At 43.4% G+C, this 14,668-nt stretch carries 14 protein-coding genes and 1 pseudogene; 5 read left to right on the forward strand and 10 right to left on the reverse strand.

Features of this window, described 5'->3' with window-relative positions; translation table 11 throughout:
- Positions 1-85, reverse strand: a pseudogene (locus tag IM496_RS22395) (Uma2 family endonuclease); the annotation flags it as partial.
- A 225-nt stretch (positions 86-310) separates the two neighbouring features.
- Here IM496_RS22395 and ftsY point away from each other — a divergent pair.
- The 4 genes from ftsY to IM496_RS10275 all read left to right on the forward strand — a co-directional run bounded on the left by ftsY (position 311) and on the right by IM496_RS10275 (position 4,544).
- Positions 311-1,666, forward strand: a complete 1,356-nt coding sequence (gene ftsY, locus IM496_RS10260) for a signal recognition particle-docking protein FtsY (protein ID WP_194016883.1) — start codon at positions 311-313, stop codon at positions 1,664-1,666.
- 94 nt (positions 1,667-1,760) lie between these two features.
- Entirely contained in the window at positions 1,761-2,561 is an 801-nt protein-coding gene (locus IM496_RS10265; RefSeq protein ID WP_287661865.1) for a metal ABC transporter ATP-binding protein, read from the forward strand.
- 39 nt (positions 2,562-2,600) lie between these two features.
- Complete coding sequence (locus tag IM496_RS10270; RefSeq protein ID WP_287661866.1) at positions 2,601-3,017, forward strand: DUF3119 family protein; 417 nt, start codon at positions 2,601-2,603, stop codon at positions 3,015-3,017.
- Between the two features lie 243 nt (positions 3,018-3,260).
- The gene (locus IM496_RS10275; RefSeq protein WP_287661867.1) at positions 3,261-4,544 is read left to right on the forward strand and encodes a DUF3086 domain-containing protein; all 1,284 of its coding nucleotides are present in this window, start codon (positions 3,261-3,263) and stop codon (positions 4,542-4,544) included.
- Between the two features lie 4 nt (positions 4,545-4,548).
- Here the strand turns inward: IM496_RS10275 and IM496_RS10280 are convergent, their stop codons facing one another.
- The 4 genes from IM496_RS10280 to IM496_RS10295 all read right to left on the reverse strand — a co-directional run bounded on the left by IM496_RS10280 (position 4,549) and on the right by IM496_RS10295 (position 7,361).
- Positions 4,549-5,634, reverse strand: a complete 1,086-nt coding sequence (locus IM496_RS10280) for a class I SAM-dependent methyltransferase (RefSeq protein WP_287661868.1) — start codon at positions 5,632-5,634, stop codon at positions 4,549-4,551.
- Between the two features lie 14 nt (positions 5,635-5,648).
- On the reverse strand, positions 5,649-6,476 hold the full coding sequence (locus IM496_RS10285) for an IS630 family transposase (protein ID WP_287661869.1): 828 nt from the start codon (positions 6,474-6,476) through the stop codon (positions 5,649-5,651).
- A 270-nt stretch (positions 6,477-6,746) separates the two neighbouring features.
- Entirely contained in the window at positions 6,747-7,055 is a 309-nt protein-coding gene (locus IM496_RS10290; protein ID WP_322743789.1) for a PIN domain-containing protein, read from the reverse strand.
- Positions 7,056-7,139: 84 nt separating this feature from the next.
- On the reverse strand, positions 7,140-7,361 hold the full coding sequence (locus tag IM496_RS10295; protein WP_008198534.1) for a hypothetical protein: 222 nt from the start codon (positions 7,359-7,361) through the stop codon (positions 7,140-7,142).
- 309 nt (positions 7,362-7,670) lie between these two features.
- Here IM496_RS10295 and IM496_RS10300 point away from each other — a divergent pair, with 309 nt between their 5' ends.
- A complete protein-coding gene (locus IM496_RS10300) occupies positions 7,671-9,311 on the forward strand; it encodes a PEP-CTERM sorting domain-containing protein (RefSeq protein WP_287661870.1) in 1,641 nt (546 codons plus the stop codon).
- 270 nt (positions 9,312-9,581) lie between these two features.
- On the opposite strand, the gene IM496_RS10305 is transcribed toward IM496_RS10300, so the two are convergent.
- The 5 genes from IM496_RS10305 to IM496_RS10325 all read right to left on the reverse strand — a co-directional run bounded on the left by IM496_RS10305 (position 9,582) and on the right by IM496_RS10325 (position 14,354).
- On the reverse strand, positions 9,582-10,040 hold the full coding sequence (locus IM496_RS10305; RefSeq protein WP_287661871.1) for a hypothetical protein: 459 nt from the start codon (positions 10,038-10,040) through the stop codon (positions 9,582-9,584).
- A gap of 43 nt (positions 10,041-10,083) precedes the next feature.
- Positions 10,084-11,697, reverse strand: a complete 1,614-nt coding sequence (locus IM496_RS10310) for an ABC transporter substrate-binding protein (RefSeq protein ID WP_287661872.1) — start codon at positions 11,695-11,697, stop codon at positions 10,084-10,086.
- Between the two features lie 178 nt (positions 11,698-11,875).
- Positions 11,876-12,796 (reverse strand): FTR1 family iron permease, encoded by a 921-nt coding sequence (locus IM496_RS10315; RefSeq protein ID WP_190357446.1) that lies wholly within the window; start codon positions 12,794-12,796, stop codon positions 11,876-11,878.
- 34 nt (positions 12,797-12,830) lie between these two features.
- Positions 12,831-13,265 (reverse strand): ferritin-like domain-containing protein, encoded by a 435-nt coding sequence (locus IM496_RS10320; RefSeq protein ID WP_002731529.1) that lies wholly within the window; start codon positions 13,263-13,265, stop codon positions 12,831-12,833.
- A 228-nt stretch (positions 13,266-13,493) separates the two neighbouring features.
- The gene (locus tag IM496_RS10325) at positions 13,494-14,354 is read right to left on the reverse strand and encodes a tetratricopeptide repeat protein (protein WP_194018012.1); all 861 of its coding nucleotides are present in this window, start codon (positions 14,352-14,354) and stop codon (positions 13,494-13,496) included.
- Positions 14,355-14,668 lie beyond the last annotated feature (314 nt).

Consider the following 14,668-nt stretch of genomic DNA (forward strand, 5'->3'; position numbering starts at 1 on the left):
GATATTCATTTTTATCCTCGGACGTTTCCTCCAGAGCGAGATATTCTTCGGGAGTATAATATTTAGTTTCAGTAGTGGTTAACATTTTTGACTCTCCTTCCTATTCTATTTTCTAGGATACAGCATTTCCCTAAAAAGAGATAAAGTTATCCTTGAGGAAGGTTATCAATTGAGTGGCTCGGATTATATTTTTTCCTTAATCTCCGGCAAAAAATGCTGAGAAATCCATAATTAAAAATCTAACTATCAAAATTGCTCACGCTAAGGGTTAAGATAAACTAGATAAATAGTTTTATGTTTAGTTTCTCCTATGTTTAACTGGTTCCGTCGTCAGAAAGTCCAACCCGAACAAGAACAAGCACCCCCCGCACCCGTAGAGGAAACCCCCAGCGAGGCAACCCCGACGACTAGCGAGGCAACCAGTCAGGAAGAGTATTTAGATTGGGCCAAAAAAGCCTTTAAAAATATTCAAGAGAAAAAAGCCACGGCCGAGGCCGTCGTCAGCGAAACCCCTGAAACATCTATTACTGAAACAGAACCTCCGCAAGAGCAAGAACCAGTTAAACAAGAAGAAACCGAGGATAATACCCCCGCATGGCTGAAAAAATCCGATCGCCTCGAAATTCTCAAAGAAACCGCCATCGAAACCCCCACAGAACCAGATGAGGATTTTATCTGGTCCGCCAAAGTTTTAGCCAATCAGGGACGACAAGCAGAGGACGTTTCGGAAGAAGAAATCACCTGGTTAAAAAAATTGCGTCAGGGTTTAGGCAAAACGCGCCGCAGCTTGGTCAATCAGCTTAAGGCCGTGGTCGGTCAGGGTCCCCTCAATCAAGATGCGGTGGAGGAAATCGAAGCTTTATTGCTTCAGGCCGATGTGGGGGTAGATGCCACTGATTATATTATCACTACCCTCCAAAATAAGCTAAAACAGGAAGCGCTGCCCCCCGAAAAAGCGATCGAATATCTCAAAGAAATTATCCGCGAGATTTTAGATGCACCTTTAGCCAATTATAGCAACCCTGGTTTTGAGCCAGAAAAAGGCAAATTAAATATCTGGATGCTTACAGGAGTTAACGGAGTTGGTAAAACAACGACTATCGGCAAATTAGCCCATTTATCTAAACAATCTGGCTATAGTTGTATAATCGCCGCTGCCGACACCTTTCGCGCTGCTGCCGTGGAACAGGTGAAAGTTTGGGGAGAGCGATCGCAAGTCGAAGTCATTGCCAACCCGGGCAAAAATACCGACCCAGCCGCCGTGGTGTACGATGGCATCGAAGCCGCTAAATCCAGGGAGATAGAATTACTCTTAGTGGATACGGCGGGAAGATTGCAGAATAAAAAGAACTTAATGGCAGAATTAAGCAAAATTCGCCGCATTATCGACAAAAAAGCCGAGAGTGCCGTGGTGGAATCCCTTCTAGTTCTCGATGCCACTTTAGGACAAAACGGCCTGCGACAGGCCGAGGTTTTCTCGGAAGCTGCCCAATTAAGCGGCGTGATCCTGACTAAAATCGATGGTACAGCTAAAGGGGGTGTTGCCCTTGCCGTAGCGCGTCAGCTTAACCTACCGATTCGCTTTGTTGGCGCTGGGGAAGGAATCGAGGATCTGCGGCCCTTTTCCAGTTACGAATTCGTGGAAGCTTTACTGAGTGGCGATTAATCTCACCCTAGCTATCTTTCATAATCTTTTCATGGTTGCTTCATAATTGTCTCATTTTTAGTTATGCTAGAACTGGAGACTCGGGGTAACAACTATGCAAACGACAATTACAGTTAGTCATCTAGGAGTATATTATCGCGGCGTGGAAGCCCTACGGGATATCACCCTGAAAATTCATCCAGGACGATTAACCGGTATTATCGGTCCCAACGGTGCGGGCAAAAGTACCCTGATCAAAGCCATGCTAGGATTAATTCCCGTACAACAGGGAAGCGTTAACTATCAAGGGCAATCTCTACAGGAACAACTGGATAAAGTCGCTTATGTTCCCCAAAGATCTCAAATCGACTGGACCTATCCCGTCACCGCTTGGGATGTGGTAATGATGGGGAGAGTCAGAAAAACGGGTTGGTTTCGTCCTTTTTCCCATATTAGTCGTCAACAGGCTTTAAATGCCCTAGAACGGGTGGAAATGGCTGATTTACGCCATCGTCCCCTCGGTCAGCTGTCGGGGGGACAACAGCAAAGAGTCTTTTTAGCCAGATCTTTGGCCCAAGAAGCGGAGATTTTCTGTTTTGATGAACCTTTCGTTGGGGTAGATCAAAAAACCGAGGGGATTCTTTTTAATATCTTTGGTGAGTTAGCCCAAGAAAATAAAATTGTCATGGTGGTTAACCATGATTTAGGCGAATCTATCACCCATTTTGCTGATTTAATCCTCTTAAATAAAGAATTGATCCTCGCCGATCAACGATCTAAGGTCTTAACTGATTTTAATCTCCGGCGCGCCTATGGGGGTAAAGTCTCCTTCTATGATGCCATGACACCACCAGATCATCGCCGATCGAGTCTCGATTATCTCGATCGCCTATCGAAAAACAATGGGATAAACTAGAAGCGAAGATATTTTGGCTGACTGCCGATAGGGACACCGATGACAACTATTTCCCCGCAAGAAGTAACAGGAACGATCGAACTGGCTCCTAACTATCGAATTCCCCTGTTTTTGGTAATTTTATCGCTGCCTTTACTCTTTTTACAGGTCTGGCTCGGCATAATTTTCTCCCTGTTAGGGCTATTCTTGATGTTCCAGACTACCCGCATTCGTCTCCAGTTTACCCCTACCTCCTTAGATGTCTATCTGTCCGGGCAACAAATTCGCTCCTTTCCCTACCAAGAATGGCAAAATTGGCGGATTTTCTGGAATCAAGTCCCGATCCTATTTTATTTCAAAGAAATTAACAGCATTCATTTTTTGCCCATTATCTTTGACAGCGCAACCCTGAGACTCTGCCTCGAAAAATACTATCCTTTAGCAGCATCGCCAGCGATCGACTCAGAAGCGAACTAACATTGAGTTAAAATGAAATCTAGCTAATAGCGTCTTAAGTGGGTAGGTGTTAAAAATTGTCAGATCCCCCCGCCTATCGGCACCCCCCTTATTAAGGGGGGCAGGGGGGATCCCCCGCCTATCGGCACCCCCCTTATTAAGGGGGGCAGGGGGGATCGAAGGCAAGATATATCGTCTATTAATTAGAACCACTTACTTAATTACCTGCCTTAGCCCTCTGTTCGCTCTGCATTTCTAAAGCCGATGACTTCAGAAGATTTTAATGTTTTACCCCTTGACAAAATGACAGACTTACCCAATGAATCTGTCGAAGAATTTAGTTTTGATGATCTCTGGAACGATCGCCTGGTAGAGAATCCCCTGCCATCGGAAACCGCCCCCGAAGGCGAATTAGTTCCCACAGCGCAGGCGCAACCCCTGCGGGCAGAAATCGAGGCTCTAGAACGGCAAAAACAGAGCCTAGCGGCAGAAATCTCGGCGTTAAAAGCGGAAAAAGAACGCTTGATCGCCGAGGAACTAGGAGATATCAAAGCTCAAATCGAAAGAATGCTCAAGGAAGGCGTAAAAGACCTAGAACAACGCAAACAGGCTTTAGAATTGGCGATCGAACAGTTAGAACGCCGTCGTGAGCGGATTCGGCAGGAAATGCGGAGTAATTTCGCCGGAGTCTCCCAGGACATAGCCGTGCGGGTTCAGGGATTTAAAGACTATCTGGTGGGCAGTTTACAGGATTTGGCTGCGGCTGCCGAACAGCTGGAATTACCCCGTTTTGAAACCCCCGAAAAATCCCCCCGACCTATGGAACCTCCCCTGCGGACTGAACGGGAGGAAAACCCGCGCCCATCCCGTGGCAGTCAAGGCCGGGATGATCGCGAAGAAAGTCCCCGTCCCCCCCGTAGCAGTAACCAGGGCCGGGATAATTGGCAAGAACCCCGTCGTTCTAATCGTTCGGGTTATGAATCGGAACCGGTGGGACAATCCACCCCTAGACAGGGCTTTTCTGACCAAAATCAGCGCATCCAAACTCTTTTAGACCGTTATCGCAGTCGTCCTGACTATTACGGTCCCCCTTGGCAATTACGGCGCACTTTTGAACCAATTCACGCCGAACGGGTGCAACAGTGGTTCTTTAAACAGGGGGGCCGGGGTACTGTTCGCGGTATGGGCAGCCGTCTCCAGAATATTCTGGTGGCTTCGGCAATTATCTCGATTATGGCAGAATTACAGGGCGATCGCTTCCGTTCTCTCGTTCTGGCTAATAGTCCCGAACGTTTAGGCGAATGGCGGCGCGGTCTCCAAGATTGTCTCGGCATTTCCCGCGCCGATTTTGGACCTGACCGCGGCATCGTTCTCTTTGAGTCTCCCGAAGCTTTAATTCAAAAAGCGGAACGTTTAATCGACGATAAGTATTCACCGCTCATTATCATCGATGATACCGAAGAACGGCTGAATTTCGCTCTTTTACAATTCCCCTACTGGTTAGCTTTTGCCCCTGAACCCCAACAAAGTTCTAGTTATTGGTATTAACTAATTAGTCCTTGAGCAGTGCGATACATTGGGCTAAAGAAGCGTTAGTTTTCACCGCTTGCGGGTTAATATGGGTGGCAGCGGCTCGATAACCTTGTTCTAGGAGAGCTGCAATTAAATCTTCCCTTTTAGGTATATCTAATTTGCCCCTTCTACCAATTTCTCGAAAGCTATAAAAATAGGGAGGAAAATCGTTTTCTTCCCTCATTATTTCTAATAATTTGACTACCTTTTTCCACTGCCATTGTTCGGCTAAATCTGCCATTTTTTCTAGATAAAAGCGATCGTGTAAACTGCCTAACCACAAGGGTCCAGTTACGGTTAAAGGTTGCCCGTCCCCAGAACAAACCATCTTGCCTAACTTCGGCCAAGGCACTGATTGATATTCCCCGCAGCTATGACAATAACCGAGAAAACCGTAGTTATGACTATTTAATTGTCTATTAGCTGTTAACCGCACCATCACCCGATAACTTTGACCAAAAAAGAAGGAAAAGACCGGCGTAATTCCTAAACCTAATCGGGCCGATTCTAATTGCAAACCGGCGATAATTAATCTTAATCCCTGTTCGTGGGCAGCCGGATGATTGCGAGCATAGGCTCCATAATCAGCTAAACTATTTTCTAGATTATGACCCGTTAGCGTCCGTCCATCGGTATTAGTCAGATAAATTAAACCACCGATTTTAGTGGCTAAAGGAATAGCACTGAACAGAGATGCAGGAGAACCAAAAGCATCAATATCAACTAGATCATAATAGTCTTTTTCAAGATAACATTCTAGGAGAACTTCTTGAGCAGATTTATAGGTTATTTTGCCTTGTTTCTGTTGTAATAAACTCTCTAAGTTAGCGTCTAAAGTTGGCTTAATTTCTGGATTCCCATCATTAACCCACAGCCAATCCGCACCACTTTCTAACCAATACCTGAGCGCTCGCACACCAGAGCCGCTCATTACCTCTAAAACCCGCAAACTGCCCCGCTCTTTTTTGACAATTGCCGCCGCTAAAACTCCTAAATCTCGGACGATTTTACTCTCCGGTCGATAAAAAGTATTGTTGATATTAAATATCGCTTTTTCTTCCTGCATCGCTCATCTCATAATTAGCACTTGATCGCTTCTTTTTTTTCACGATTAATAGCAAATCCGCCAGCAAAATATTCAGAAACTAATTCTAAAAATATTTGAAAACATTGACTGTTTAAATGAGTTAATTCGTAAAAGAAATGCTCTCCTATCTTCGGTTCTAACACCCCATAGATATACGTTGCTTGAAATTGACCCTGCACTTTCCCGTAAGGTTTTACTCCTTTTGCTGTTATTTTTCTCCCACTGATTGTTTTCAGTGCCAGACGAGTTTGATCTTCACATAAAAAGCGAATTTTCCCTATATTACTCATCATTGTTATCGCTACCCAACTCAGCATCGCCAAATTTTCTAACAGTTTTTTCTTAAAATATTCTAACCTTTCTTCTGATTGTTCTAGGCTTTTTGGTCTAGCTATTTTTGGAGACGCTTTTAGCCGATAATATACTAATTTGTGTACAGTTTTGTACTTAGCTTCTATCCCTAATTTTTCCTCTAACCATTCACAAATATCGACCCGACTATCAAATTTTTCCTTTTCTTTTAATCTTTTTTCTAAGGCTTTTTCTGCCCACTGAGTAACTTTTTTGGGTCTTCCTTTACTGACTTTTTTAGACAATAATTTTTCCAGTCCTCCTTGACGATATTTTTCTAACCAATCTTGTACAGTGACTCTATTTCTTCCTAGCATTTCCGCCGCTTCTGTCACCGTTTTTGCCTTTTTTGTCTTTAATAAGTACAATACTTGTATTCTTTCTTTTCCTGAACCAGTTTTTTCTTGTCTAAGCAGTTCCTTGAGTTCTGCTTCACTTTCAGATATTTCTATCTTATAAACTCCTGCCATATTTTTCCTTTAACTCTACTAATATGATATTCTAGCCTATCTGTAGTCACATTTTGGAGAATTGGTATTAATTAATTTTGACTAAAAGTAAATAGCACTTGCTGAATAAATGTGAAATCTAGGCAAGGTAAGGGTTTTAGGGATCGTCGCCCGTACTTTTTTAGCAAACCCTAACTATTGATAACCACTGACACGCAAAAACTTTTGATTTAGGATAACAAAGACAATTATAATACTTTTGAATCACCGATAACTGTTTCAGTTTTATTGTTAGATGGTATAGGGAATCTCAATAAATGGATGTTGATTGAGATCAAAATCTTGGCTATTACGAGTGACTAATTTGAGATTATAGTAAAGGGCGATCGCTGCTTGAATGGCATCGGGCAATTTCCATTGAATAACCTTTTTGTTAGGCTGTTTGGTTGCCTTTTTTTTGATTTGTTCACGACGGATTTGAATGACTAAATCAGTGATGTTGACATCTAAATCTATCAGGGGAAAATGGCTTAACAACTCTCCTGCTTTTTCAAAGGAATTATCATCATCAAAACCAATGAGAACTTCGGCTTTAGTAATGACAGAAGTGAGCTTTTAGATAAACTGTAGCTTGGGTAATACCATTAAAATGGTCGATTAAAATACAGGAGTCTATTAATCGTTTCATATCCACTCCTCCCGAATTTTTTGCTGATATTCTAAGCCATCTCCTTTAGTCCAGATTCCCTTAGTTTTATCTAATAAAGCTTCAAAATCGGCTTCTGTCTTTTCATCCTCAACTACTTGAATGTTAATGGCTAACTTTGTTCCTGCTTTAAAGGGTAAGTTAGAGAGGATAATCTTCTGAGAATGATCGATGATTAAATAGGTTTGATAACTATTCATAATTATTGACAAGCAAAAACTATTGATTTAGGATAACAAAGACAATTATAATACTTTTGAATCACCGATAACCGTTTCAGTTTCATTGTTCTTAACAAAACTTAATATACTTCAATTTTCTCAAAAAAATTGACCCGCCTAACGGCGAGAAAAAAGTCAAAAAGGGGGAATAAATAATCAGTTTTTAATAACCAGATTTTGTATGACGGAGAGGAGTGTAAATATTTTAAAAATGTAGCTTAGAATACAGTTGTGGGGGGGGGGAATGTGTATCATTCCGCTATCTGCTATTACGGTTAGGTTGGGCTGTTGCTTGATCTGGCTGTGAGGGGCGATCATACTCAACTGTTGGGAAAAGCGGAAATAACAGCAAACCCTAAATACTCAATTCAAGATTATATGCCAATGATTAAAGTTATTTCTACAAAATGGGCAATCAGTGCTGCCAGCACTGCTATGACGGCTAGTGTTGTTACGATTATTGGAGGCTTTTCTCTTCCAAGTTTTGCTTTTACCATTGTTGGTCCTACAGGTGCTAATTATAGACCTTCTGTAGATTTGACGGAGTTAGTCATCGTACCATATGCACCAGGCGCATTAGTAGGAACAGTGAAGTTAAATCCTACTCAAGATCCTAAGTTACCAGAACCTTGGAAGAATCTTTATCTACCCCCTCCAGATGTAGGCGCCGATATTTTTGATGTTTTCGATGCTGATGCGGCAACTCAATTTGCTGGCTGGACAGCAAAACCGGGTAATCCTTTAGGGGGAACTCTAACAATCAATACTTACCAAGCCATAGACTGTGGCACTCCAGTAACCCCAATAGACATCTCAGTTTGTGATGGAATATCGGTTCCTAGAGGAGGAGCCGCTATCATAGCAACTTATGCGAGAGGAGCAGCAGATCCTGCTATTAAAGATTTACGGTTTATTAGCTTATTTACCGATAATAGAGGAGAAAATGGAGCATTAGTTAGTCATATCGATCCATTTCCCAATGATGACGATCTTCCCTGGTATTACACAGAAGGCCAAACAACAGAAAGTTGGAGACCAACAGGTGCGAACCCTCCTACCGCGATGCTGTTTCAAGATTTACCTAGCAACTCAATAAGAAAAATTCCATTTAGTCGGGTTGTTCGCTTTGAAACTTACTTAGCTACCTTTGATTTAGCCACTAAAGACGCTACTATCCACGATGGTTGGAAATGGGGGTATGATATAATCGCCCTATGTCCTGCACCTCGAAAAGCACCCAAGATAAAATCATTAGATATCTTAGCTACCGCTCAATCATCTGACGGTTGTGCGGACTTTGGTGACGCTCCTGATAGCTACTCTACATTGCTAAATTCAGACGGTCCATTTTATCGAGAAGGTGATTTACAAAGACTTGGAAATCTCTGGGAGACAGAGCCAGATGGTCAACCCACAGGGCAAGCAGATGGAGATGATAAGAGTATTTTAGGAAATTGTGCTTGTACCGATGGTCTCTTATTAGACGATGAAGATGGTGTAATTTTTGGAGACAGTTGGGTAGATGTAATTTTCAATATTAATCGACCCGATCCTAACCCCTATCAACTTCGTGCATGGTGGGACACTAATTACAATGGAGTCTTCGACCACACATCAGAACTCTACATTGATGATTTACTCACCCTAGCACCAGGCATCTTTACCAAGCGTTATAATCTAGGATTCAATCCCAAAGCAGATGGTCTTTATAGTCGCTTCCGCCTCACTTGGGACCCGTTAGATTTGGACGTGAAACCGTTTGGTGAATATTACTCTAAAGCAGACTGTAACACCACCGATGCAGCAGCAGGAAACTGTATATCTCATGGAGAAGTAGAAGACTACGTTCATGTTCCCGAACCCAGTTCTATCTTTGGACTTCTCGCTTTCGGGGGACTCGGATTAATGGGACTTCGCAAGAAACGTTAATCCAATAGTTAGGGTTTGCTGAAAGAAGCTAGATACAATTGAGTAACGCACAGAAAACGGGTTTCTCCGAGAAACCCGTTTTCTACTCATGCACTCATGCAAAAAGGGGAATAAATAATCAGTCTTTAATAACCAGATTTAGTACAACTACCTCTTGCATGAGTGCCTATCCTCAGCCAGAAATTGATTTTGTCCGATTTTACTGTCCGGGGTCTGTAGGGTTGATTCATGAATCAACCCTACCCCACTAGAAATTGATTTTGTCCGATTTTACTGTGCGGGGGGAATAACTTCTAACGGAATACTTTCAGTTTCTCCATCTTTAGATGGATTGACATCCGGACTTTTTTCTGCATCTGGAGTTTTTTCCACCGCTTTGGTTTCTGGGGTGGGGGGATTTTCGGGGGGTACTTCTGGACTGGGGTTCTTTTCCGGGATGGGAGTGAATTCCACCGGGGTTTCGCTTTCAGGAGACGGGGAAACTTCGGGGGAAGGTTCGATATTACGGGTAGTTTCCGCGGGAGTTTCTTCTATCCGGGGAGATTCTGGGGTAGTTGCGGGGGTAGTTGCGGGGGTATCTGGGGGGGTGTCTTCGCTGATGTTTTGTTCTTCCTGGGGACAGGCTGCCGATTCTAAACCGAGATGACATCGGACTTCCTCCCGTCCCAAAGACACGGCAATTCCCGACACCGACATTAACAAAGCTAGGATGGGTAAGATATTGTTCATAAAATTAGACTTGATTCTACTCCTCGACATCACATTATCTATTTTAGATAGGATCGAATTGATATTGAGAACCCTTTGGCCCCTCATTGCCGCGATTAGCACGCACCAAGGGAACTTGATTAAAAATGTTAAAATCCGTGGTGCTTCCCTGCAAGGTGATTCCTCGATTTAAAGTTTCGACTACAGTAGCACGGTCAGAACTTTTAGCGATCGCTTCTCCTAATACTTTCATACTATCGTAGGCGGTAGCAGTACGCCAACTGACGCGACCGCGCCAACTTTTCAGCGCATCTTTGGCAAAGGGATCCGTTGCTTGGAAACTCCAAGGTACTGCTAGAACTAATCCGTCGATGCTATCCGCTCCTTGAATAAGTATATCGGGTGTATAAAGTTCATTTCCGCTTAATAAGAGCATTCCAGACGATTCTTGGGCAATAGCCACGGCTTGATCTATGCGATCGCCGTCTTTACTCAGGGCCAAAAATACCACCCTAGCGCCGGCTTGTTTGGCCTGATCTATGGCGGTTTTAGCGTTAAAATTGGCTTTGGTGGTGTCTATTTCCTTAACTATCTGGCCTCCCGGTTCTTTAATCGCTTTAGCAAAGGAATCCTTTAATTTTTGACTATAGGGACTATCGGAATTATAAAAAAGAACCACTGACGGAGAATTCTCTTGCTGACTAGCATAATTAGCCAAAGTTTTGGCCACTGCTTCCAGATAACTGCCTAAAACTTCCTGAGATTTATCCTTAAGAGGAATAGTTTTCAGGGTTGCATTTCCCGTTTGACTAACACTGGTAGTCAGGGGAGAAAGAATCGCTAATCCTTCTTTTTCGTAACTTTCAATCGCTTTTTGACTAAAAGGGTCGATTCCGTGGCCCATAACTGCCAAAACTTGACCGGATTGAATCAGATCATCGGCTATCGCTTTTGATTGTAACCCACCGCCATCATTAGCGATGACTATTTCCAAAGGATTACCCGGATTAGAATTATTAAACTCCTCTTGATACTTTGCCACACCTCGGAGAATTTCCTTGGCGCTGTTGGGGTCGTTAGCGATGGGGACAACGACGGCTATAGTATTTTGATTACCTTTTTGTCTAGCTTTGGCGTTATTGTAATAGATTTTGCCCTCCGGATCGTTTGCTTGGGGAGTGGCTGCTAGTTGGTAAGCTGCGATCGCATTTGACCAATCTTCCTTTTTAAAGGCCGCTGCGCCTTTTTCTTTGTTAGGAGTGGAATTAAGCAGTATTTTCTCACCTTGGCTAAATAAATCGGGATTTTTAGCCGTATCACTCACAAAAGTTGCCTTGGGTTGCTTGTCTGGGGTTTCTTCCCCGACAACTTGGGGAGTATCAGGTTTGGGAATCAACATTTGCAATAGACTCCAACCCCCTAAACCTGCGGTTAAAGCGGTAATTATCAAAGCGAAGGGAAGTAACCAGTTAGATTTTTGACCGACTCTAGTTGTACCCCCCGGGGAGACGACAACTGTGGTTTTAACCGTCGTTGTGACGGGATCCATCGCTTCCCTAGGCAGGCCACAGATAGGACAATCAGGAGTAGTATTTTCGCAGGGTTCATGACCTCCCGCAATCGCTTGCGGATAAGTTTTACCATCTTTAGGGATACCGTCACATTGCCAAGTAGTCATAATCAGTTATCAGTTATCAGTTATCAGTTATCAGTGGGTAAGTTATCAGTTATCAGTTATCAGTTATCAGTGGGTAAGTTATCAGTGGGTAAGTTAACAGTTATCAGATGTGAGTTTTTAAGTGAGCAGTATTAAATAGAAGTTTCCTACTGTCTTTTTACTGTTTACTGTTTACTGATCACTGTTTACTGATCACTGTTTGAGGACGTTGTCGTAAGCTTTGGAAATAGAGGCCACCGATAAGCATTAAAAAGAGGATATAAGCAACAATTTGACTGATATAGAGGTTTTGACGATAACCAAACAGGGATTTAAGGAGGAGTCCGGGGAAAGTGCGATCGCTCAAAATTTGGGAACCGTCCCAAACTTGAAAACCGAGAAGACAGGAGGAGGGGAGAGAAGGACAGAAATTGCGATAAAAAGGGTCAATTTCACTTAAAAGACTGATTCCTGCGTCGATATGTTTCAAAACACCGATGAGTAATCCCGCAACGATTAAGAGGAGGAAAGTCCCCATAATTTGGAAAAAGAGACGGATATTAATTTTTACTCCCCCCGCAAATAGGAGAATTCCCAACAAAGTCGCCACACTTAACCCCGCTATCGCACCGAAGGTTTGTATCTGCCAATCTTTTTGGAATTGGGCCAGGATAAAGAGGACAGTTTCAAATCCCTCCCGCAAGACAGCGATAAAAACGAGCAGAAAAATCGCTTTTCCTGCCCCATTTTCCGCTTTTAAACCCGCTTTTACCGCACTTTCTACCTCAGATTTCAAAGATTTGGCCTGTTGAGTCATCCAAATTAACATCCAACTCAACATCAAAACGGCAATCAGTCCAAAAGTGGCGGCCAATAATTCCTTGATCATTGGTACGAATGGACTAGGAGAGGCATCCACTTGCAAAAGGATTCCCCCTAGCAAAACACCGACCAAAACACTAGCCACTACTCCCGCACCAATACCACGATACACCCATGAGTTAAGTTGCGATCGACCCGATTTTTGTAAACAAGCGAGGACAATTCCCACCACTAAAGCGGCCTCGAAACCTTCCCGGAGAGTGATAATAAAAGTGGGTAAAGCGGAACTAAGATTCATAAGCTAGTCGATAAACTCTAGCTTTGATCCTAGCTCAAGCAAAATCCCGCAGCATCTTGCGAATTTCCAGATTGTGTAATTCTTCTTGTCCAATCATACCGCGAGCGAATTCTTCTAGGTAAATACTGGCATCTTCAACGGTTTCTAGGAGTGCTTTGTACAAATCAAGGGATTTTTTCTCATGATTGAGGCTCTCACTCAAGATTGCTTTGATATTGTGTTCATAGCTTTCCTCGATGGGTGCAATTTTTAAGCTAGGATGGCCTTCTAAACCGGTGAGAATTTCCCCGACTTGTTGCGCGTGGGTGAGGGACTCCGTGGCCTGGGTCTGGAAAAATTGGACGATGGGGATGCGATGGGGACCTGTCACCATCAGGGAATAGTGGGTGTAACGGACAACTCCCGCTAGTTCAAATTCCATGATTTCGTTTAGTTGTTCGATGGTTTTGTCTCTGTCTAGTTCTCGCATAAGATTCTCAATAATTTTTCTCTAATTGCAATTGTAGCTAATCCAGACTGGCTGAATAAATCTAAAAACCTTGTTGGCTAATATCTTTAGGCTTTTTTGTCGTCAAAAAGTGCCAGCCATTTGAGCAATCCGGGGGAAGTTTTAGGCACTTTTTCCCTGAAAATGCCTAAAATCCCACACACCCCAGGACAAACCCTTTCAGCAAACCCTAGGTGCTGCAAAAAGATTTTAGCTGGGGGAATAGCAACTCAAGAGGTCATTAAAGGTTTCATTTTGCCTTAAACCATCGAAAACAAAGTTATTACGCGCTAATTCGCCACATATATCCGGTTCTATGTCTATGGCTTCGCGTAAACAGTCGATCGCTTTTTCTTGTTGACCGAGGGCGGCATAACAGCAGGCGGCATTATACCACGCATAGCGATCATCTCGATCAATTTTTAACGATTCTTCATAACAGGCGATCGCTTCTGGTAAACGCTGTAATTCCTGTAGGATCACACCCTGTTGATACCAGGACCAGTAATCTTGCGGTCGGATATCGAGGGCGGTACGATAATTAAATAAAGCCTCTTGGGGATTGCCCCAATCCCGGAAAGCGTCGCCGCGACGATACCAGGCCCAATAATCCCGGGGTCGCGCCCCTAGGGCCAGATCATAGAAAGTGATAGCGCGTTCGTAATTTTTCAGCAATCGATAGGCCTCCCCTTGCCGGTAGGCTGCCCAATAGTCCCCCGGACTATGACTTAGGGCCCGTTGAAAACAAGCGGTCGCTTTTTCGTAGTCCTTTAATTCCTGTAGATAAACACAACCTTGATCGTACCAAGCCCAATAGTTATCATCCTTTACCTGTGCAGCGTTAGCATAACTTTGAGCCGCTTCTTCATACATTCCCAAGTCTTCTAGTATCATACCCCTTTTGTACCATGCCCAATAATCATCTGGATAATATTCTAAGGCTTTTTCGTAGCTGATTAAGGCTCCAAAATAGTCCATTCTTTCTTTTAAAATATTGCCTTGGTCATACCAGTCCCGATAGGTATCTGGACGGCATTCGAGCGCTCGATAGACAGTGAGTAGATAGGTCATAGTTATTAATCTTTAACGGAGTCAGGAGTCAGGAGTCAGGAGTCAGGAGAATTAAGAATGAGCATTAATTAGGGCTGGCTGAATAAATGTGAAATGTAGGCAAGGTAAGGGTTTTGTGGCTTTACGAGCGAAACAGGTGCCAGATTTTGAGAGAATCATGCTTCAAAACCTTGTGTCTTCATCGGCCCGCGTCCTGTAGGGGCGAAGCATTCGGGCAATAACCTATCGGTGAAACCGTAGATTTTCTATCCGAATGCTTCGCCCCTACTTTTTGCCGCAAACCCTAATTAGGGTCTGCTGAATAAATCTAAAAA

Origin of the sequence: Microcystis sp. M049S2 (assembly GCF_020245625.1) — a bacterium.
Lineage (GTDB): Bacteria > Cyanobacteriota > Cyanobacteriia > Cyanobacteriales > Microcystaceae > Microcystis > Microcystis ichthyoblabe_A.